This is a genomic window from Saccharicrinis carchari, assembly GCF_900182605.1.
Classification (GTDB): domain Bacteria; phylum Bacteroidota; class Bacteroidia; order Bacteroidales; family Marinilabiliaceae; genus Saccharicrinis; species Saccharicrinis carchari.
Window position 1 is genome coordinate 512,900 of record NZ_FXTB01000002.1, and the last position, 20,993, is coordinate 533,892.

Sequence of the window (20,993 nt, forward strand, 5' to 3'; positions counted from 1 at the left end):
ACCCCTTGCTTCTCCGCTGAAGTTTCAGCGATACGAGAAAAGGGGTTGACTGGCAACTTGGGATTTAAGGAACGGTTCTGCTATGCACCGGGCCTATACAGACGCGTTCCATTGTCCTAATTACCAGATTGCTACATGCCGTCGTTCATCAGTAAAGTGACTTCCTCGGCGGTGAGGGCTTTTTTAAACAGATACAGTTCGTCCATCCTACTTTCGTCGGAAAGATGTCCCCAGGCACTGAATCTGGGTGCACCGGACATGATGGACAATAGGTCGCAGCCTGTCCAGTCGATACCGTCGAAGTCTCCTTGTTTGACCTCTGCACCATCGATATAAACCGTAGCCTTGTCGCTACTTACGGCAAAGGCAAAATGCACCCAATTACCGGTTGTGGGATCTACATCGGCCGCTTCGCCGCCATCGATCCAGGTATCCGCCGTGCCATTGCCCACATTGAGTTTAAAACGCTGTGTGGCTCCAGCATTACTGGCCTCCCTGAAGAATCTGAACCCGCTTTTTCGGTTGTTCTGCTTAGTGGGATATTCCGCATTTTCTGTGTCCTCAGGGCCCATGGTCAATATACCGGCCCTATCCGGAACATTGTTTATATTCAGCCAGAAGCTGGTGCTAAATTCATCGGCCTGCACATCCACATCGGCGGTTGAGAAAGTAAGGTACGAATTGGCCGCACCCATGTATGCATCGCCCACTACGCCTGCACCGTACACAAAGGTTGGAGAACCCTGCACGGTGGCTGCCGTGCCAGTGAGGGACTCTTTAAAGTCGCCGTTGAAATCCATGTAAAACGATGCCTGCTCTTTCAGCATCAGGGTTCGTATTTCGTCCTGCGACAAGGCTTTGTTAAATATGCGCAACTCGTCCATAGCACTGCCATCCGAGAGGTGGTCCCAACCTGTCCAGTTGGGTGCGCCCGACATAATGGATATTTGATCACAGTCTGTAATGTCGATGCCGTCGAAGGCGCCCTGTTTTACCACTTCGCCATTGATATAAACCGATGCTTCGGTTTCGGAGATTGAAAATGCCATGTGTACCCATTCACCTGTATTGGGCGTTACGTCGGCCTCGGCGCCACCATCAAACCATGAGTCGGAGCTACCCGTACCCACATTGAGCTTATAGCGTTGTGTGGCACCGCCGTTGCTGGCCTCCCTAAAGAACCTGAACCCTTTGGAACGGTCGTTATTATTATCAGCCGGCGGAGCCAGTACCAATATACCTGCCCTGTCCATGGCATCGTCAATTTTTATCCAGAAGCTGGCACTGATTGCCGTGGCACCCTGTAAAATGCTGCTAGGGAAAGTAAGGTATGCGTCCGCTGCACCTGCATAAGCCGTACCGCCTTGTATGCCGTCGGTAAAACCAGGAGAACCTACAGCAGTTGCCAGGCTCAGGCTGTTCATTTCCCTAAATTCGTTGTTGAAGGGCATATAAAATACTTCCCCTTCGTACAACGGTACATACGGAGGAGCTTTGGCAAAATTAACATCTTTGGTTGTGCTCTTTCCGTCAATATCGGTGGCTGTAATGGAGAGCACGTGCTGTCCGGTTGTTACATTGTCGTAAGTGTATTTTTTCATGGCCACCCGGTAATCTTTAAACTCGTTGTAGCTAACTATTTCCGAGCCATCCATCATTACCGATATAGAACTTATCTCAATGTCGTCAACTACCTTAAAGTCAATTTTAATGGAAGCTACGGCATCGTTGGTTTGAAGCTCATAACCTTCGGGCGGGAAGTTTACGGTTACTACCGGATCCGATTCGTCCGTACCCGGATCTACTTTCGATATACTATCGATGTAGTCCTGGTTGCATGCATTGAGCAGTAAAAACGCACATGCTAATGTGAATAACTTTATGTATGTTTTCATGTATGTAAAATTAAAATCAAGATATAGTTATCATGATTAATGAATATTTTCAATTATTTTATCCCTTCTCCCAATTGTGGCAACTCAGCTACCTGATCGGCCGGGAAGGGGAGGTAGGCTTTATCCATGGTAAATGTTTTTCCTTCGTGGCTGAGTTCGGCTGTGTTTTCCGTACGCACCATGTCGTAAAATCTTGTTCCCCACTCCATGGCCAGTTCGGCAAACTTTTCGTCAAGTACCTGTTGGGTTGTCACACCGGACAGATTGCTTAGGCCGGCACGTGTACGTACAAGGTTAACGGCATCGTCGGCACTCATGGAAATGGAGGACGTAGCACCTCGCGTTAGGGCCTCGGCATACATGAGCAACATTTCGGCATAGCGGATTACGATAAAGTTCTTATTGCTTCCCGGGCTGGTTCTTCCGGGAATTAGCTCAGTAGAGGGCTGGATATGCTTACCGCTGCCAAAATTCAGGCGCGCATTGTTGTTGAAAACATCGCCCTCCCTATTTTGATTGGATACCCATGCCGGAAGTGTGACACCATCATCCTGCAGGGCAGTTATGCCATCGGGCGTAAACACTACGCTGGTCTCCAAGCGAACGGTTTCACCCCTGTCCAACATAAATTTAATATACTTGGTAGTGGGTTCATAAAAACCCCAGCCGGCACCGGCTCCTGCCACCACGGGTGTCCAACCACCAATACCAAAAGGTGAAAAATTATGTCTAAACTGGTTGCCCTCGCCCTGGTTAAAGTCGGAGTACTGGAATTCGAGGATTATCTCGTCGTCGAGCTTACCTGCTTTTTTAAACAAATGGTAAAAATCGTTTGCCAATTGGTACTCCCCGGAGCTGATAATGGCAGAGGTGGCCTTAGCAACGCCCTGGTAATCTTTCATTTCCTGATAGGCCAATGCTTGTAGCGCATAAGCCGTAAATTGGGTTACCCCACCCTTGATATCTGCTCGTTTATTTGGATTGACGGCAGGAAGCATTGGAATAGCAGCTTCCATTTCATCTACAATGTACTGCATCATTTCCACTTTGTTGCTCACGGGTAGATTTTGGATGTTATCCAATTGATCGATTACAATACCTCCTCCGAAGGTGCGGCCGATATTAAGGTACAAATAGGATCTAATGACTCTGCATTCGGCGATGTACTGATCGGCCAATGCATCACTGGCTCCTTCCAGCCTGTATTTTTCAATTTCATCAATGGCCGTGAAGGTATTGATAATATCCTTATAATGACCCTGCCATACGGCATTGGCATTCCAATGACTGGCCAGGTAATTAAAAGCATCCTGCTCGTGCATGGGTGTCTGGTCTCCGGCGGCATTCACATCATCGCCTCGTAATCCCAAGGTTAATGGTTCTTCCCATCCTCTGGTATACAAACCGTGATAGGCACCTAAAACAGGTAATATCATATTCTCCCCGATGGAATAATTCACATCGCTGGTAAACGATTCATTCTCAAATGGATCATCAAACTTTTCGGTACAACTGTTTACCGAAAACAGGAGCAAGCCCAAGATTAGAATCGGTGTATAGTATTTTATTGTTTTTTTCATGATATTTAAAAATTAGTATCAAGATATGTGTATCAAGTATCAAGATAATAGTTTGTTTTTTAGCAGTATAGCTTCGTTTAGAATTTAATATTAAGGCCCACTGTATAAACCGAAGCAACGGGATAAAACTGACGATCCACACCGTTTGGTACTTCCGGGCTAAAGCCATTGTAGCTGAACACGGTCAACGGTCTTTCGGCAGTAAAATATATCCTTGCATCGGGCATATCTTCGCCCAGTAATTTTTTTCCATTGATATTATAAGCCAACTGAACGTTTTGTATTCTAAAGAACTTACCGTCTTCTAACAGCAGATCACTAAAGTTTTGGTTCCAACCACGTCTTAGACCTGATGCGGAGGGGTATTTATTGGATGTTCCTTCGCCACTCCATAAGTTATTGGCATAATCGGCATCGATGTTGGTGTCGTTGGTCCAAATAATCTCTCCTCTTTTACGGTTCAAGATTTTGTTTCCGCTTTGTCCGCTTATGTTCATGGAGAATTCAATATTCTTATAACTCAGGCCAAGTGAAGCTCCATAATTAAAATCAGGGATATAAGATCCCAGAAACACTTTGTCGTCATCGTCGAGCACTTCGTTGCCGTCCTGATTTTTAAATTTCAGGTCGCCCGGAACCAGTCCATTGGCTACGGCAATCGGGTCGGCGTCAATCTCGGCCTGGTTTTGGTAAACCCCTGCTACCTCGTAGCCATAAAAGGATGCTATGGGATGTCCCACTTGGGTACGCTGACGAAACTCTGACGAACCTGAATTGAGATATTCCTGTCCGAATAAATCGCGCACCTCATTTTTGAGGGTGGCCATATTTGCACCAATATTATATTTAATATTATTGCCAATAGCACCATTCCAGTTAACAGCCAATTCAAACCCGGAGTTTCTGATTTCGCCTACGTTTTTCAGAACACCGCCCGGCTGTAGCTTAAGGCTGACAAAGGTGGCTGCACCTTCCGTGTCTCTGACGTAATAATCCGATTCAATGCTTAGTCGATTGTTCAATAAATTGGCACTGATACCCACGTTGGTTCCTGTAACTGTTTCCCAGCCCAGATAACCAAATGTGCTGGTAGTAACTGTTCCGGTTACCTGTGTATCATCTATTGCCAGATATTCCGGCGTTGTGGTATTTGCTCCTGTCTGTCTGGTTATCTTGTCGTTACCCAGTTTACCCCATCCGGCTCTTAACTTAAAATAATCGATAAAACCGATGTTATTCCTAAAAAAGTTTTCTTCCGAAATAACCCATCCGGCACCTAATGCAGGGAATGTTCCCCATTTTTCCTGATACTTTGAAGTACCCTCTCTACGTAGTGTAAAATAGGCCAGGTATTTACTTTGGTAGTTATAAGACAAACGCCCAAAGTAGGAAAAGCCATATAGCCTATCGGCACTATCGTTTACTTTTTTAGAGTCCTCCGACAGGGACTGTCCGATATACCATGTATTTTCATTTAACGGAATATCCTCGGCCGAACCACTTAATGAATCGTACCACTCATTCCGATAGGAGGTACCTACCATTGCCGAAATGTTATGGTCTCCAAAACTATCGGTATAAGTTAAGGTGTTATCCAGAAACTGGTTAAAATATAAAGAGCGGTACTTACTGATGCTCGACAATTCGCGGTTCACATCTTCCGATGCCGATAAATAATAGGGCAGACCCACATTACGGTCGCTCAAATGTATAAGGGATAAATTGTAAGAAGTTTTAAATTTTAATTTCTCGGGCAGCAAACTGATTTCCGAATATACCCCTGTCAATACTTTCCGTATATCCAGGCGATGATCGCGATAATCGAGACTGATAAAAGGGTTTTGGGTACCCCGGTAACCCAGCAGTTTTGCATTTGAATACCTAATGGGAAAATCTGTTCCTGCGGCAACAAGTGCATCGTAATTCTCGGGGTCATAAACAGGTAAAATTGGTACGGCATGATAGGCTTTAAACCAGGCACCATCATCGGCAATGTATTGGGTGCCGTTACTTACATTCATATTAATACCGGCTTTTAACCAGGAGTTTACATTCTGGTCGAGTTTGCCCCGGATATTAAACCGTTCATAAGAATTTTTACCTTTCAGTAAGCCTTCCTGTTCAAAGTAACTTAGCCCCATCGAGTAGGCCGTGTTCTCACTTCCCCCGGTAACTGACAGGGCATGGTTTTGCTGCCTTGCCGATGAATGCATGATTTGTTTGTACCAATCGGTGTTTACATCCGGTACGTTAGGATTAATGCGACTTCTTCCGAAACGTTGCATGGCATTATCTACAAATTGTCTGTCTGCAGGTGCTCCAACTTGGTTAACGTAATTGACAAACTGCTCGGCATTGGCCATTTTTAATACATTTTGTGCTACCTGCACCCCAATATATCCGTCGTAAGTGATTGTTGCTCTGGATTTACGGTTTCCTGCTTTGGTAGTGATCAATACCACCCCGTTGGCAGCCCTCACACCATAGATGGCGGCTGCTGAGGCATCTTTTAACACGGATAAGGTTTCGATATCCGATGTGTTGATGAAATCGATGTTGTCAAAAAACATCCCATCCACCACGTACAACGGCTTTGAGTCACTACTGCTGGGGAACGAACCGATACCCCTGATTCGAACAGTTGGCTCGCTTCCGGGCGCACCTGCACTTACGATTTGAACTCCTGCCACTTTGCCCTGCAACGATTGCATGGCCTGGCCGGATGGAGTTTTTACAATTTCATCGGCTTTTACCGTAGTGATGGATGATGTAAGGTCTTTCACTTTTTGTGTACCGTACCCTACCACAACCACCTCATCCATCATCTCAAGCGATTGTTCTAAAATTACATTAATAGTAGTTTGGCCGTTAACGGGTATCTCCTGGTTGTTAAAGCCGATAAAACTAAATACTAATGTTGCGTTGGTGGGCGCGCTTAGATTATAATTACCGTCAATATCGGTAATGGTTCCTTGCGTGGTTCCTTGTATGGCAATGGATACGCCGGGTATTCCCATATTATCTGTATCCGTTACCCTGCCCTGCACAGTTATGAGTTGCTGTGCACTTAGCATGGTGGACACTAACAATAGGGAAAGAACATAAATCGTTTTCTTCATGATGCTAGATTTTAAAATTATTTGCATGAAACAAATTTAGAGGAACGAAGTAGGCATGTCAATTAAATCACCACACTACAAACTCTCATTGTTAAAAAATGCAAAATGGGGTGTGCATAACTACCTCATCTCTTCATCTGTGTATGTTGTATGGCGTTTATAAATAGGGTGTTATGGTTTTGGTGATATGATATTTGATTATTAATATAAACAAAAAAATTGATGTTGATGAGGTGATTTTTTAGCCAAATAGGGAATAATTATTGGACATTTACCCAGTAGGTACAAAAAGAGTTAAATTTATAATGGTATAGTTAAAGCTTAATGTTTACACAAAAAGGAATATCTACAACGAATACAAGTGGAATATTCGACCCTGACGGGGCTTTGTTTAGGAGTAGTAATTTTTTATAAATAGGTGAATCCTTCGATACATGGGCAGTGGAACAGTAAAGGAATAATAGCCGACTATATTTTAAGTGTATATCACAGAAAGCACCTCTTTTGTTTGTATAATCTTGGTATGTGGCTTCTATTTTCAACTAACTCCATATAAATGATTTATCTATAGATATATTTATAATAGAAACCTACCATTCCAGGGGAGTCGAATATTGATACGCCAAAATAAAGATTATGACCAATGCATGTTGACATATTTAATTCGTAAGCGATGTAAGCCACTGCCTTTGCTATTATTATTTGGAGCATTATACTTATATTACAAACAAAATTTAACGTCCATTGCTAAACAACAAAAATATTCCTTCATGATTAAGCAAGTTACAGTCATACTCCTATTACTGCATGTATGCATGTTGTCGTGGGCCAATTCGGGTATTCTTAATTTTACCAAAAAGGAATACCGTGCGGCCAGTCAAAACTGGTCGGTAGCCTTCGATAGCAATAATATTGCTTATTTTGGTAACGGTACAGGCTTGCTTGAGTTTGATGGATTGGCCTGGCACTTGCATCCATCGGCCAACAACACAATAATAAGGACGGTGGCCAAGGGGGATTCTAACCGAATTTTTACGGCCGGATATCGCGAGCTGGGCTACTGGGAACGGGATAGTTATAATACACTCCAGTATCAATCTCTTACTTCGCTGGTAGATAGTCACTTCAGTTCTAATGAAGAGTTCTGGAATATTTTGGTTAGCGGCGATAAAGTATATTTTCAATCCTTTTCGGGGATATATATATACCAAGCGGGTACTTTCAGGGTAATTAAACCGGGCGGTTTTATTAATTATGCCACTACATCCGGAGGAGATGTGTATGTAGCCATTCAAGATAGGGGTATTTATAAAGTAATTGAAAATCAGCTAATGCCATTTGTAGAGACCGCATTTTTTGTAAACAAGAACGTTCGTTTTTTTGCGGAGAGTACAAAGGCAGGCTATTTTTTACTAGGTACAGAATCTAATGGTTTGTTTATTTACAACAGCCTGAATGGAAAAATAACAGTGTATGCCGCTCATTTAAAAAATTATTTTATTGAGAATAAAATTAATCGAGGTTTGCTTACCCCATCCGGCATAGTTGTATTGGGCACTATTTTAAATGGTATAATTGCTATTGATACAGATCAACAATTAGTTTTTGCGCACAATAAAGATGATGGTTTGCAAAGTAATACGGTATTGGGTATGGCACAAGATGCAGAAGAAAATATATGGCTTGCGCTGGACAGAGGTATTGATTTTGTGAGTTTTCCGGACAAAAAAGCGTATCGGATTGTACCAATCGAAAAATTGGGAGCTGTTTATACTGCCGCCCTTTTCAACGGAGACCTGTATATAGGTACTAATCAAGGGCTTTATAAAAAGTCCTGGCCCGGCCACGAAACTGATTTTACTTTAATACCCAACACACAAACTCAGGTATGGGATTGTAAGTTGTTGGGGGATCGGCTATTTGTGGGCCACAATTCAGGTACTTTTGTTATTGACGACCAATCCGTTAAAATGATATCTGAACAGGCTGGAGGATACAGCATTATCCCACATCCTACTCAAAAAGACAAGTTAATTCAAAGTACTTATGCACATTTGGAGTTGTATAGCTATGAAAAAGGTGCGTGGGAGTTTTCCAATACCATCAAGGGTTTCAATAATCTGATACGTTTTATTGAATTCGATCATCAAAATAATTTATGGGCCAGTCATCTTTACGATGGATTATATAAATTGCGGCTCAATAGTACATTGGACAGCGTTGTGAATGTGCAAGCCTATACTATCCATCAACAGGATGCAACGAATAAGATTAATGCAAGGGTATTTAAAATTGAGGGACGTTTGGTATTTACGACCGGCGACCTGCTTTATACCTATAATGATTTAAACGATTCCATCATACCCTATACCTTCCTAAATGAGCAATTGGGCGAATTTACCTCATCCTATAGGATCGTTAAAGGGCCGGATCATCGCTATTGGTTTATAAGTAATAGTAAAATTGGCTGTTTCGAGATTACACCCGGAAATGTGCGTTTAATAAAAGAGTACCCTGTCCGCCTTTTTGATAACCTCCTGGTTCCGCATCACGAAAATCTGGCGGTGCTGGATGATAAAAATGTGCTGGTTTGTTTGGAAAACGGCTATGCCCTATTAAATACCGACTCCTCAACCGGGGATGACCATATAGGTAAATATTCACCCTGGTTAAAGCATGTAAAAATTCAGAATAAGAATGGCAAAACCCGGATACTTCCCACCCAAAACGATATCGTAACCTTACCCTATAATTTTAATAACATACAGGTACAATATGCTTTTCCTATATTAAATGACGAGCCGGTAGAATTACAATATAAAATATCTGGTCTTCAAAATAACTGGTCAACGCTTACCGATAAGTCTACTTTGGAGATTAACCGCATTCCACAAGGCGATTACAGGCTAAGTGTAAAGGTAGTTAACCTTTGGGATAAATCGTCGCAGGTACATCATTTAGCATTAAGGGTAAAACCACCCTGGTACCAATCGTTCCCGGCCTTGGTAATTTATGCGGCCATTCTGCTTATTCTGGCTTTTGTATCAAAGAAGATTACCGTGCGTAAGGTAAAACTAAAAGAGAGCCATGCCCGCGAAGAAAAAGAGAGAGAGATTATAAAATTGCGCAATGAAAATTTGATGTCGGAATTAAGTTTTAAAAGCCAGCAACTAGCCAATTCTACAATGGGCATCATTAAAAAAAATGAATTTTTAATTTCACTCAAGAAAAAAATCAGACACCAAAAGGAAAATCTGGGTAATCGCTATCCGGATAAATACTATCAGGATTTAATATCCAAAATAGATCAAAATATTTCGGGTGATGACGATTGGCAGCTTTTTGATACTAATTTTCAACAGGCACATAAAGAGTTCTTCACCGAAATGAAAAAAGCCTACTCAAATTTAACGTCGAATGATTTACGCCTGTGTGCCTTTTTACGTATGAACTTAACATCGAAGGAGATTGCACCATTGTTAGGTATTTCGGTACGCGGGGTAGAGAACCATCGTTACCGACTGCGCAAAAAACTTGGGTTGGCTTCAGACGAGAATCTGACAGATTATATTTTGATGAAATAGTAGGGTTGATATACAAAAAATAAGAAGTGTTTTATCGTTGCCCTGCATATCACCACTTATCTTTTCATTCATTGTATATTTAATTTCTAAACTTAATGTGTACTTTCATGCCTTTAAAAAACTATGAAGATCTTAAATTAAGCATAGCATGAAACAATCTCAATTATCTCAAAAGGCAAATGATTTTTTTAAAAGTTTGACGATTATTTATTTTGCCATGTTAATGGGGCCAATTATTTTTTTATTCCTGGTGTTGTTTTTAAAATTATCAGGAGGACAAATTATTACGGACAAGTTTTCCTCCTCCTACGGCGTGATGGTTTTTCTTATCTCGTTTATTAGTGTCAATGGTGGAAGATATTTGTATAAGCGCCTTGTGTTACAGGCACAATCAAAAATGAACATTGGTGAAAAACTTAATGCTTACCAGACAAGTGTAATCATCAATTTAGCGTTCATTGAAGGAGCAGTGCTATTTTCAATTGTAGTATTTTTCTTAACCAGTCAAGTTTACTTTTTGTTGTTCACTTTAGTTTTGATTATGATTTTTTTGACCATAAAGCCCACCAGGCAAAGAGCTATAAAGGATTTAAAAATCAATTCAGAACAAATGGCTAAAGCTAGCTTTTGAATTTTAGCACCAAATAGTGCGAAATGGCAAGTGGTAAAAATAAAATGAATCAACTTTATGTTGAATCTTCCCGTACAATTTATCCCAACAACGAGGAATATCCTCACTTTTTAATGTGATTCTCCATTATTTTTCGTTTGCCTTAGTTTTATTGGCCTTGGTGGCTGCGAATAATTATGATAGGCGGAGTGTTGGAGAGGATTTTTGCAAATAACGGCTAGGTAAACCGGACGCTTCAATTTATTTATTGCTATCAATAGACCGCACCATGTGTTGATGCCAGCTATCTACATGTCGCAGGCTTAAGGCTATGGAGCGTGCCGGGTTTTTGATGAACTGGCCTGGTGAGGCTAAATTGCTCATTACCAAAGGAAGTATTCCAAAGGCATGATTAACAGATAAATATAGCTGGCGAAACCCGGATCGAAAGAATAGCTGTTGCATCAAGGGGGCTCGCAGTTCCGTGCTTAAGGCCGAAAACCCGGTAACCACTACCAGGGCACGCAATATCATAACAACTCCACCGGCCAGTGCTGTAAAGCGGCCTTCAATGCCACTTCCCGAAGTCTGGCCAAAGAACCAGGCTAATGCTAAAATCACCAGTAATTGCATCCAAAACAGCCATTTTTTTAATCTGTTTATGGCAAAGCGATAACGCCATACAATAAAAACAAACCAGAGCAAAGTTAAAATCAAGGCAGGCCAAAGGGTAAGTTGCCCCAATGCATATAATAAAAGGGGGATTACGACCACCAGAATACCCAAGAACAGCGTGGAATAGTTTAGCTCGTAAACAGGTTGCTCCCAGTGATGTTTTTCGGATTCGGTAAATTTGGCTACGCCATTGTATTGCTCCTTTCGGGCCTGCCTGCCCAGCACGTAGCCTGTAAATGCCGCCACTGCACCCAATACTGCATATCCAATAAACAGGCTTAATACAGCCCGTGCGGCTCCTAAGTTTATCAGCCCGATTTTTTGTGTAGCAAACAGAAACATCTCCTCATATATTTTAAAAATATCGAGCCCGAACATGAGGAATAAACGTACAGTTTTATGAATCAATGCTCCTACCAGGGCAAACATGCCTGCCATCAGGTAGCCCGTCAGGTTGCGTCCCATGATGCGAATAGTAAAATCCATAATAAAGCCCTCTAAGGCTATGGCCACCATGGGACCCAGGATAACGGCGCTGGGCGATATGGATTTCATAAGTGCCGTGATGAGTCCCGCACGCCAGATAATTCCGTATTTGGGCCATATCTGAAAAAAACCAATGACCAGCATGATGGAAATCAGGGTGAGGAAGGTGCCCGACAAAGGGATGCGTAAGTTGTGCAGAAAGCTGCCTGCAATAATTTCTATTCCCGCCCATAAACCTGCCAGCACCGAAGCTTTTATCCATTTGTCGTTTACTGTTATCGATCCTTTTGCCATAACTCGCGCATTGTTTTTAGTGTTCCGGGGGTGTTTACGTTGGTAAACGTATGAGGGCTGTAAAGCGGATGATGTATATTGATATGGACTTTGTTTACTGAAGCCAAGGAGGCCATCATTTTCAATTTTAAACTCTTTTGTTTTATCTGCTTTTCTATCAGTGGAAGTATGTTTTTATGATACACCGCGCACAGTAGCTGAAGCTGATTATCCGCGTCAACAGGTACTGTAATCATAGCATCATTTTCCATCGCTTGCCCCACGAGTTGTAGTAATAAGGAGGACGAAATGAGGGGCATGTCGCATGATACTACGATATTTAAGGGGGTGGTAGAGGCTTTTATTGCCGAGTATATACCTCCCAAAGGGCCGCAGTTGATATATTCGTCGGGTATCTGCGGCCAATGAATGTTAGGATAGGTACTGCTACCGGTGCTCAATAATAGGTTGGGCGTTAAGGCAGATAGCTTTTCGATCATCCGTGTAAGCATAGATTCCCCATTTAAACTTGCTTCTGCTTTGTTAAATCCCATGCGTCGGCTTTGTCCTCCTGCCAAAACAATACCCGTTATATCTGCCTTTGAAATCATAGGTGCAAATTAAGTAATTATCACCATAAACCATCTATCTGTTTAAAGGCTTTTAGGGGATCGTTAAAATCATGGGGATAAAAAACTGCCTTCGGCTCGATATTCCATTTTTCAAGTATTGCCTTAAGATGCTTTTTTTTACACGTAAATATTATCGGTAGAGGAGACTTAATAAGTTGCGTAAAACTTTTGGCCCAGAGCTCCTCCATAAGTTCGTAGCTGCCTATTTCATCAATAATTCCAATGTGGGGTGGGGTTTTAAGAAGCGTATTAATCCAGTTATTGCCAACTTCTACAGCATTAGTAAATAGCTTAAAGTGATGTGGTCTCTGATGGAAAGAGTCCACACGCTCCATTAAGTTTACTTTCTGATGGGTCTGTATATTTTTTATGGAATAGATATCGCTTTTCAGATCGTGTGCCGACACAAAACCTGCAACAATCCTACGTTTGGTTTCCAGTAAGTTGATAAGCTGGAGCAAAAAACTTGTTTTGCCACTCCCTTTTTCGCCGGCAATTATAAATATGGGCTTCATCTCCTGCTGTCGTTCATTTCACCTCTCTCTTTTTTTTAAAATTCCATACCACCAGCTGATAGGGCCGCCACAGGTATTCGAAGGGATACACCAAAAAGTGCATAAAGCGGGTAAACGGTATCATGCCCACCAGCACAAAAGCCGAAATAATGTGTATCTGCACCATTAGCGGAAGCTGTGTTACTGCCGCTGCATCGGGATTGAACACGAAAATAGATTTTAGATAGGGCGTCAGCACCAGGGCAAACCACGACGAGCCCCATCGGAAGAAAAAGGCGGTCCACAAACCGGTCACAACCTGAACCAACAGAATGAGGTAAACAAAAATATCCATACGCGTGGTTACAACATGCAGTCTCTTGGTTTTAAACCTGCGGATAATAAGCATCACAAGGCTAAATAATACAATAAGGCCAAAAGCAAAGGCCGTTATTTCGAGGATATACATACGTACAGGGACCTCGTTCCATGCCAGTACCGAATGGGGCAATAAAAAAGCGATCAAATGCCCAAAGAAAAGGAAAATAATACCCCAGTGAAAAGGCCTGCTCCCAAAATACAGTTGCTTGCTCTCCAAAAACTGGCTCGAAAGCGACGAAACCTGAAAGCCATAATAACGGTATCTGTAAATACTTCCCACCAACAACGAAAGGATAGCCATATATGGCAGCACGATAAAAAAGAATATTCCGTTCATAGTATTTTGGTTTAATCGTTTATTGTAAGATAATTAGGACTTCAATTCAGTCCATATAATATTTTTCAGGAGGCCCATTTGCCAGCACTAAACATCTGTTCGAGATTGAAAATGTTGATAATAAATTATCGTTTACATTACCTGTCCCGCCAAAGCGGGAGTCCGTATCATTTTTCCTAGGTATTTAGCGTTAGTAAATTTTTTAAGCTTCTCTATCCTTTTCCACACTTGGCCAAACATTCAAAACTCTTTGCTTTTTGCTGAGTGCTAAAATTAAATCGTTCAAACTCCGATTCGGGATAGTCATGCTCCATTATTTTTAATAAGGTTTGGAGCATTCCTTTATACACATTGTCGTCTGAACGAAAGGAGTCTATCATTTTTTCCAAAGCGGGTATCATCACCGAATAAACCAGTTCTTCGGCAAATACCTCGTCTTTTAGTTTTGGCAGCAGCGTAAGCATGTTGGGCAAATGGTCGGGGAGCTCGTGCCCACAATCGTTGTCGGCATTTTTTTGTTCCTGCTTCATGTTCACCAAAAAAACGCCCCGGTTATAATCTTCACCATAAAGCACATAGCCAATATCCAAATAACACATGGCCTGCACATCAAAAGTAGCGATATAATACTCTTGTTGGGAGGCGATTGTTTTGTTCTCAACGTGCTCCACAAATGCTTCGAGCTTTGGTGCCATTTCCGGAACGCGATGCGCCACAATCTTTTGCCAATCCTGTATAGCATTCCTCCTGTCGGAGCTAGGATAGCTGAATATTTGGGCCAAAGCCGTATAGTGGTTTAGGTTTGTCATATTATAATCCTCGATTTGGTTTTTTAGTGAATCCGAATCCCGTATTGCCTTTGCGTTCGTGTGTTTCTTCCAGCATCTCAATCGCCTCTTCGCGATGTGCCGGAGGAATTACAAAGCGGTCGCGCAGTTTGGCCAACGATGTCAGGCGGTAGATGTCATCAGCCACCTCAGCCGTCAGGCCGGATTCCAGCAAAGCCTTGTCCACCTCATTCCGATCCAGGTCGCCCACGGTTACGGCACGGCGGTGCATGCGCACGCTCATCAGCTTTTTAAGCACATTGCGGATGGTTCCTGTATTGCCCGCACTAAAAAGGCTGGCCAGGTATTGTAACGGGAGGCGCGAGTTATCCATATCTTCCCAAAGGTAGGAGCTGGCCGTATGGTAATGGTCATTTTCGTTCTTCTGTGCCATGGCAGGAAGTAGTGGCGGAACATAAAACAAGCTGGGCAAGGTACGGAACTCCGGGTGCAAGGGCAGTGCAATGCCCCACTCTTTCACGTATTTATAAACGGGTGATTTTTGAGCTGCCTGAATGCTGGAGTCAGCTATTCCGCATTCTTTGGCTTCGCGTATCACCTCCGGATCGTTGGGATCCAGGTAAATATCTAACTGTTTCTTTTGCAGGTCTTTTTCGTTGCACGAGGCCATCTCCTCCAGTCGGTCGGCATCGTACAGCATCACGCCCAGATAACGTATGCGCCCCACGCACGAGTGCATGCAGGCCGGCGCCTGATCTGTTTCGATGCGGGGATAGCACAGGATACATTTTTCAGATTTGCCCGTGTGCCAGTTAAAATATACTTTTTTGTAGGGACAGGCCGTAACGCACATGCGCCAGCCACGGCAAACCTCCTGATTGACCAACACGATGCCGTCCTCACCTCTTTTGTAAATGGCGCCCGACGGACAGGCTGCCACGCAGGCCGGATTGAGGCAATGGTTGCAGATGCGCGGCACATAAAACATAACCATCCTTTCCAACTGGAACATGGTTTCTTGTTCGGCAGGGCTCAGATCCTTCATGTTCACATCGTTGCGGGCATACTCGGGCGAGCCCCCCAGATCGTCGTCCCAGTTGGGACCCGCCTTGGGCGTTATCTTTTCGCCGGTAATCATCGAGATGGGCTCGGCAGTCGGCTGGTCGTCGCCTTCGGGGGCATCCAGCAGCTTACTGTACTGATAGGTCCATGGCTCGTAGTAGTTGTCCATGGTGGGCAGGTGCGTATTATGGAACAAGGTTTTAAGCCCCTTCGCCTTGCCAGCACCTTTCAGCCGTACGCTGTCCCCTTTCTTTTCCCACCCGCCCTTGTAGGCATCCTGATCTTCCCACTTGTGCGGGTATCCGGTGCCGGGCTTGGTTTCTACGTTGTTCCACCACATATACTCGGCCCCTTTGCGGTCGGTCCAAACGTTTTTGCAGGCAATGGAGCAGGTGTGGCAGCCAATACATTTATCGAGATGGAACACGATGGATATCTGAGATTTTATATTTTTCATGCGTTTAAAATTTGACTTCATCCATTTTCTGTACATATATAAAGGTATCGCGGTTAACGCCTACGGGGCCCCAGTAATTCATACCAAAGGTGAACTGTCCGTAACCGCCCACCAGCAGGTTGGGTTTAAGGTGTACCCTTGTTAAACTGTTATGGCCCCCGGCCCTCCTGTTGCCCCGGCTGGGCGACTTGGGCACCGAATAGGTACGCTCGGGCGAGTGGTACACAATACATATCCCCGGCGGTATGCGCGAACTCACGCAGGCGCGGGTACAATACACGCCGTTATCGTTCAGCACCTCTACCCAGTCGTTATCTTTAACGCCCAGGTCTTCGGCATCCTTTTCGTTCAGCCAGCAAGGCTCCATCCCCCTGCTCAGGGTGAGCATCCGCAGCGTGTCGCCGTAGGTAGAGTGGATATGCCATTTGCCGTGGGGCGTGAGTACGTTAAGGAGCTTGGCCCTGCCCTCTTTAATCGTTTTTCGCAGATCGCCGTACATTTCGGGCCGCGGCGAGGGTTTGTAGGTGGGCAGATGTTCGCCAAAGGAGATATAACCGTCGTGATCGAGATAAAAATGCTGTCGCCCGGTGAGTGTGCGCCACGGAACAAGATGTTCAATGTTTAGGCTATATGCCGAGTAGGCCCTGCCGTTTTCCATCAGCCCCGACCATATTGGCGAGTTGAGCAAGCGGCGTGGTTGTGCCAGCAGATCATTATAGGTACAATTTGATTCATCGTTTCTTGGTCGTAGCTTACTTAAATTCAGGCCGGTATTCTTCTCCATGGCCTCGTACGCCCGTTCGCTCAGCTTACCGTTGGTTAACGACGACAGGCGCAGCACAGCATCAATAGCCTGCACATCTTCTTTAATGGAGGGGTAGCTTCTGTCCCCAATCGTATTAACGTGCGGCTTGTTGGCCAGCAGTTGGTCGTAATAATCCTCACAGTTAAAAGAGGTGCCATGTGCCCCCAAACCGTTTCTCACATTATCGCCCAGGCTTGTAAATTTGTTATATAACTGCGTGTAATCCCTTTCAACCCTTACGATATTGTGCATGGTTTTGCCGGGTACCGGTTCGCATTCCCCGGCCATCCAGTCCTTAATTTCGGTTTGTGCAATCTCACCGCGCGAGTCGTGATTAATGGGTACGTTAACGATATCAAGCGTACTTCCGGGTAGGTGTACCTTGGCCACTTCGCTGGTAACACGGGCTATCTCGCGGAATATCTCCCAGTCGGTCTTTGATTCCCAAACAGGTGGGATAGCCGCCGCAAGGGGATGAATAAAGGAGTGCATGTCGGTGCTGTTCAGGTCGGCCTTTTCGTACCACGAGGCTGCTGGCAGCACGATATCCGAATACAGGGCGGAGGTATCCATCCTGAAATTCAAATCTACCACCAGGTCCATCTTGCCTTGCGGTGCTTCTTCCTTCCATTCTATCTCCTTTACAAATTCTTTGGCCACCTCATCGGCAATCTCGTTATGATGGGTACCCAAATAATGTTTCAGGAAATACTCATGCCCCTTGGCACTCGACATCAGGGCATTGCCCCGCCAGATATACCACACCCGTGGAAAGTTTTCCTCGGCATCGGGGTTGTTAACCGAATATTTGAGTTCGCCCGATTTGAGTTGACCAATGATATAATCCTGAATCCCCTTATCGCCGGTAGCACCAGCTTTTTTAGCTTCTTCGGCAATGTCGAAGGTGTTTTTATTGTACTGCGGAAAAAACGGCATCCACCCGTTGCGCACCGATTTGGCGATGAGGTCGGCGGAGTGTTGCGACGAGAAGTCGTTCTTGGGCACGCTGTTGTAATCGGCCTGGTTGCCATCGTAGCGCCATTGGTTGGAGTGCATATAGTGCCATATGGGCGACTGCTGAAAACGTGGCGGATTTTTCCAGTCTTTGCCCGACATGATAGCGCTCCACGAATCAACGGGAGCCAGTTTTTCCTGTCCCACATAATGGTTCATGCCGCCGCCGTTAACGCCTATGCAGCCGGTAAGCATCAGCGACATGGTGGCAGCCCGATACATTAAATTACTGTGGTACCAGTGGTTGATTCCCGCGCCTATTATCACCATGCACTTGCCCCTGGTGGCTTCTGCGGTGCGGCACCACTCCCGGGCAAACTGAAGCACGGTTCCACCGCTTATTCCGGTGAATATTTCCTGCCAGCCCGGGGTGTAAGCCCTATCGGTATCTGTAAAATCTTCGGGATAATCCCCTGCCATACCCCGTGCCACTCCATACTGCCCCATAATCAAGTCGTAAACAGTGGTGTAAGCTACCTTCCCTTTTTTGGTTTTGAGATAACGGACGGGCACCCCTCTTTTTACTTTTTTATTTTGCTCAAAATGGGTAAACTCCACTTGCAAAACTTCATCGTTCTTGTCGATCAGGGTCAGCAGCGGATTATAACCTTCACCTGTTTCGCCATCCTTATAACGGAGGTTCCAACTCCCTTTCTTATCCTGCCAGCGGTGCCCCGAACTTCCGGGCGGGCAAATAAACTCGTCTGTATCTGCATCGATATTTAAAAATTTCCAATCGCCGTTTTCTATATCGGCATACTTGTCAATACGATTGGCCCTGAGCAACTTGCCCGGTGTATAATTCCCATCCTCTTGCTTAAGCTCTACCAAATAAGGGGAGTCGGTATATTTTTTTGTGTATTCGATAAAATAGGGCACTTGATTTTCGTGATGCGCCTCTTTCAGGATAACGTGGGTTACGGCCATCCAAAACGCGCCGTCCTGTCCGGCATGGAGCGGCACCCACTGATCGGCATATTTGGCCACCATACTAAAGTCGGGCGAAAAAACCACCGTTTTGGTGCCGTTGTGCCGCGACTCTGAAAAAAAATGTACGTCGGGCGTACGCGTCATGCCCAGGTTGGCACCCATTACCGCCACAAACTTGGCGTTGTACCAGTCGGCACTTTCGCCCACATCGGTCTGTTCGCCCCATATCTCGGGGAAGGAATTGGGCAGGTCGCAATACCAGTCGTAAAAGCTCAGGTGTACCCCGCCAAAGAGCTGCAGGAATCTTGAACCCGCGGCAAAGCTCATCATCGACATGGCCGGGATGGGGGAGAAACCCACCACCCGGTCGGGCCCGTATTTTTTGGCGGTATAAATATTGGCTACGCCGATTACTTCGAGCGCTTCGTCCCAGCTGATGCGGCGAAAGCCTCCTTTGCCGCGAGCTTTCTGATAACGTTTTCTTTTCTCCGGATTTTGCTGAATGTTCTTCCAGGCCTCCATAGCATCTCCGGCTTTTTCTTTTTCCTCCCGGAACATATCTATCAAGGCACCCCTTACCATAGGATATTTCACCCGCACCGGACTGTACAGATACCATGAGAAAGAGATTCCGCGCTGACAGCCCCTTGGCTCGTAATGCGGAAGGGAATTCTCCAATAAAGGATAATCCAGCGCCTGCGATTCCCAAACCACGATACCGTCCTTTACATGGATGTTCCAGCTGCAACCGCCTGTACAGTTTACCCCATGGGTACTGCGCACAATTTTGTCGTGCTGCCAGCGGTTCCGATAAAACTCTTCCCAATTGCGGGCTTTAGGCGAAATCATATCTTTGATCCAACTCATTTGTTCCGGTTTTTACAGGTTTAAAAATAATTGGGCACTCTATCCTTTTCTATTTAGGTTTTTACTTTTTTGATTCAAGATTTGAAAATGGCAGTTCTCTTTTTTTACTAATTATTTAGGATATGACGGTACTTGACGGTTGTCGTACAGCAAGTAGATGTGAACCAGAAATATCATGGCCAACACAAATCCAAAAATAGAGAACATTAATCCGGAGCTTGACTTTACGGGGCTCTGACCATAGCGCTTATCTATTTCATAAAGCATTGCAACAAGTGATTCTATTTCGTCGTCGGACAGTTTGTTGTGGCGCAAAGCAACATTCATAACGGGGTAAGGAGGATTGGATAGGATGGCTTTGATACCGGCAGGACCGAGGCGGGTATAGGACTCGGTAAGGTTCAGGCTTAATTTTCCACCACCTAGTATCGCTTCGTAACGTACACTATGGCAGGCAATGCAAGCAGAGGCTCCGTTGGTGAATTTTTCGTGACCTAAAAATAAAGCTTCTCCTTTTTTTATCAATTCATTGGAGTAACTGATAAGAGCCGTGTCGCTGGCAGTTGTGACTATTTGTTTTGTGCTGTCAGTAGCTTGATCGCCACCAGCCAATTCTCTTGCTTCCCCCGAATCAACTTGACGGATATAATCGATGATGTTCATTATTTGAGCATCATTCAAATTATTATCGGGCATGGGCACCTTATTGTATTCATTGTGAAGGGCTACAGCTATTGGGTCGCCATCTTTTACCATTTTTTGCGACGAACGGATAAAGGGTATCAGCCAGTCGGTGTCCCGCCGTTCGTACACTCCACTTAAGTCAGGCCCCACCAACCGTCCTTTACCAATGGTGTGGCAGGCAGCACACGTGGCTTTATAATGTTCTTCTCCGCTGTTTTGCGCTTGCAAAACGGATACAATAAAAGCTAACAGCAGAAATACGGTAAGTGATAAAGAGCTTTTTATCATTTTTTCTGAGATTATAGTTAAACTAAGCTGTA

At 44.4% G+C, this 20,993-nt stretch carries 13 protein-coding genes; 2 read left to right on the top strand and 11 right to left on the bottom strand.

The annotated features are described in order from the left end of the window. Window positions 1-131: 131 nt before the first annotated feature. The 3 genes from FN809_RS06515 to FN809_RS06525 form a co-directional block, all read right to left on the bottom strand. A complete protein-coding gene (locus tag FN809_RS06515) occupies window positions 132-1,895 on the bottom strand; it encodes a LamG domain-containing protein (protein ID WP_142532682.1) in 1,764 nt (587 codons plus the stop codon). Between the two features lie 53 nt (window positions 1,896-1,948). Further along, entirely contained in the window at window positions 1,949-3,475 is a 1,527-nt protein-coding gene (locus FN809_RS06520) for a RagB/SusD family nutrient uptake outer membrane protein (protein WP_142532683.1), read from the bottom strand. A 77-nt stretch (window positions 3,476-3,552) separates the two neighbouring features. Further along, the gene (locus FN809_RS06525; protein WP_142532684.1) at window positions 3,553-6,594 is read right to left on the bottom strand and encodes a SusC/RagA family TonB-linked outer membrane protein; all 3,042 of its coding nucleotides are present in this window, start codon (window positions 6,592-6,594) and stop codon (window positions 3,553-3,555) included. 770 nt (window positions 6,595-7,364) lie between these two features. Here FN809_RS06525 and FN809_RS06530 point away from each other — a divergent pair. Both FN809_RS06530 and FN809_RS06535 read left to right on the top strand, forming a co-directional pair. Further along, entirely contained in the window at window positions 7,365-10,178 is a 2,814-nt protein-coding gene (locus FN809_RS06530) for a helix-turn-helix and ligand-binding sensor domain-containing protein (RefSeq protein ID WP_185957474.1), read from the top strand. A 148-nt stretch (window positions 10,179-10,326) separates the two neighbouring features. Next, window positions 10,327-10,809: a hypothetical protein gene (locus FN809_RS06535; RefSeq protein WP_142532686.1), complete on the top strand. Its 483-nt coding sequence runs from the start codon at window positions 10,327-10,329 to the stop codon at window positions 10,807-10,809. Window positions 10,810-11,049: 240 nt separating this feature from the next. On the opposite strand, the gene FN809_RS06540 is transcribed toward FN809_RS06535, so the two are convergent. The 8 genes from FN809_RS06540 to FN809_RS06575 all read right to left on the bottom strand — a co-directional run bounded on the left by FN809_RS06540 (window position 11,050) and on the right by FN809_RS06575 (window position 20,961). Then, window positions 11,050-12,243, bottom strand: a complete 1,194-nt coding sequence (locus FN809_RS06540) for a hypothetical protein (RefSeq protein WP_142532687.1) — start codon at window positions 12,241-12,243, stop codon at window positions 11,050-11,052. Beyond that, the gene (gene mobA, locus FN809_RS06545; RefSeq protein ID WP_142532688.1) at window positions 12,225-12,833 is read right to left on the bottom strand and encodes a molybdenum cofactor guanylyltransferase; all 609 of its coding nucleotides are present in this window, start codon (window positions 12,831-12,833) and stop codon (window positions 12,225-12,227) included. Before mobA ends, FN809_RS06540 begins: the two co-directional genes overlap by 19 nt. 20 nt (window positions 12,834-12,853) lie before the next feature. Continuing rightward, window positions 12,854-13,369, bottom strand: coding sequence for a nucleoside-triphosphatase (locus FN809_RS06550; RefSeq protein WP_142532689.1), 516 nt, complete (start codon window positions 13,367-13,369; stop codon window positions 12,854-12,856). A 13-nt stretch (window positions 13,370-13,382) separates the two neighbouring features. Further along, window positions 13,383-14,066 carry a respiratory nitrate reductase subunit gamma gene (narI, locus tag FN809_RS06555; RefSeq protein ID WP_142532690.1) on the bottom strand — a complete coding sequence of 228 codons (684 nt, stop codon included), beginning with the start codon at window positions 14,064-14,066 and terminating at the stop codon, window positions 13,383-13,385. A gap of 212 nt (window positions 14,067-14,278) precedes the next feature. Beyond that, window positions 14,279-14,875 carry a nitrate reductase molybdenum cofactor assembly chaperone gene (gene narJ, locus FN809_RS06560; protein ID WP_142532691.1) on the bottom strand — a complete coding sequence of 199 codons (597 nt, stop codon included), beginning with the start codon at window positions 14,873-14,875 and terminating at the stop codon, window positions 14,279-14,281. 1 nt (window position 14,876) lies between these two features. Then, entirely contained in the window at window positions 14,877-16,373 is a 1,497-nt protein-coding gene (gene narH / locus FN809_RS06565) for a nitrate reductase subunit beta (RefSeq protein ID WP_142532692.1), read from the bottom strand. Window positions 16,374-16,377: 4 nt separating this feature from the next. Next, window positions 16,378-19,989, bottom strand: coding sequence for a nitrate reductase subunit alpha (locus FN809_RS06570; RefSeq protein WP_142532693.1), 3,612 nt, complete (start codon window positions 19,987-19,989; stop codon window positions 16,378-16,380). A gap of 111 nt (window positions 19,990-20,100) precedes the next feature. Then, the gene (locus FN809_RS06575; protein WP_142532694.1) at window positions 20,101-20,961 is read right to left on the bottom strand and encodes a cytochrome c; all 861 of its coding nucleotides are present in this window, start codon (window positions 20,959-20,961) and stop codon (window positions 20,101-20,103) included. Between the last annotated feature and the right edge of the window lie 32 nt (window positions 20,962-20,993).

What these genes read in the sequence shown, in the direction of transcription:
- FN809_RS06515 (WP_142532682.1), bottom strand. Translation starts at nt 1,895, where the DNA reads ATGAAAACATACATAAAGTTATTCACATTAGCATGTGCGTTTTTACTG.
- FN809_RS06520 (WP_142532683.1), bottom strand. Translation starts at nt 3,475, where the DNA reads ATGAAAAAAACAATAAAATACTATACACCGATTCTAATCTTGGGCTTG.
- FN809_RS06525 (WP_142532684.1), bottom strand. Translation starts at nt 6,594, where the DNA reads ATGAAGAAAACGATTTATGTTCTTTCCCTATTGTTAGTGTCCACCATG.
- FN809_RS06530 (WP_185957474.1), top strand. Translation starts at nt 7,365, where the DNA reads ATGATTAAGCAAGTTACAGTCATACTCCTATTACTGCATGTATGCATG.
- FN809_RS06535 (WP_142532686.1), top strand. Translation starts at nt 10,327, where the DNA reads ATGAAACAATCTCAATTATCTCAAAAGGCAAATGATTTTTTTAAAAGT.
- FN809_RS06540 (WP_142532687.1), bottom strand. Translation starts at nt 12,243, where the DNA reads ATGGCAAAAGGATCGATAACAGTAAACGACAAATGGATAAAAGCTTCG.
- mobA (WP_142532688.1), bottom strand. Translation starts at nt 12,833, where the DNA reads ATGATTTCAAAGGCAGATATAACGGGTATTGTTTTGGCAGGAGGACAA.
- FN809_RS06550 (WP_142532689.1), bottom strand. Translation starts at nt 13,369, where the DNA reads ATGAAGCCCATATTTATAATTGCCGGCGAAAAAGGGAGTGGCAAAACA.
- narI (WP_142532690.1), bottom strand. Translation starts at nt 14,066, where the DNA reads ATGAACGGAATATTCTTTTTTATCGTGCTGCCATATATGGCTATCCTT.
- narJ (WP_142532691.1), bottom strand. Translation starts at nt 14,875, where the DNA reads ATGACAAACCTAAACCACTATACGGCTTTGGCCCAAATATTCAGCTAT.
- narH (WP_142532692.1), bottom strand. Translation starts at nt 16,373, where the DNA reads ATGAAAAATATAAAATCTCAGATATCCATCGTGTTCCATCTCGATAAA.
- FN809_RS06570 (WP_142532693.1), bottom strand. Translation starts at nt 19,989, where the DNA reads ATGAGTTGGATCAAAGATATGATTTCGCCTAAAGCCCGCAATTGGGAA.
- FN809_RS06575 (WP_142532694.1), bottom strand. Translation starts at nt 20,961, where the DNA reads ATGATAAAAAGCTCTTTATCACTTACCGTATTTCTGCTGTTAGCTTTT.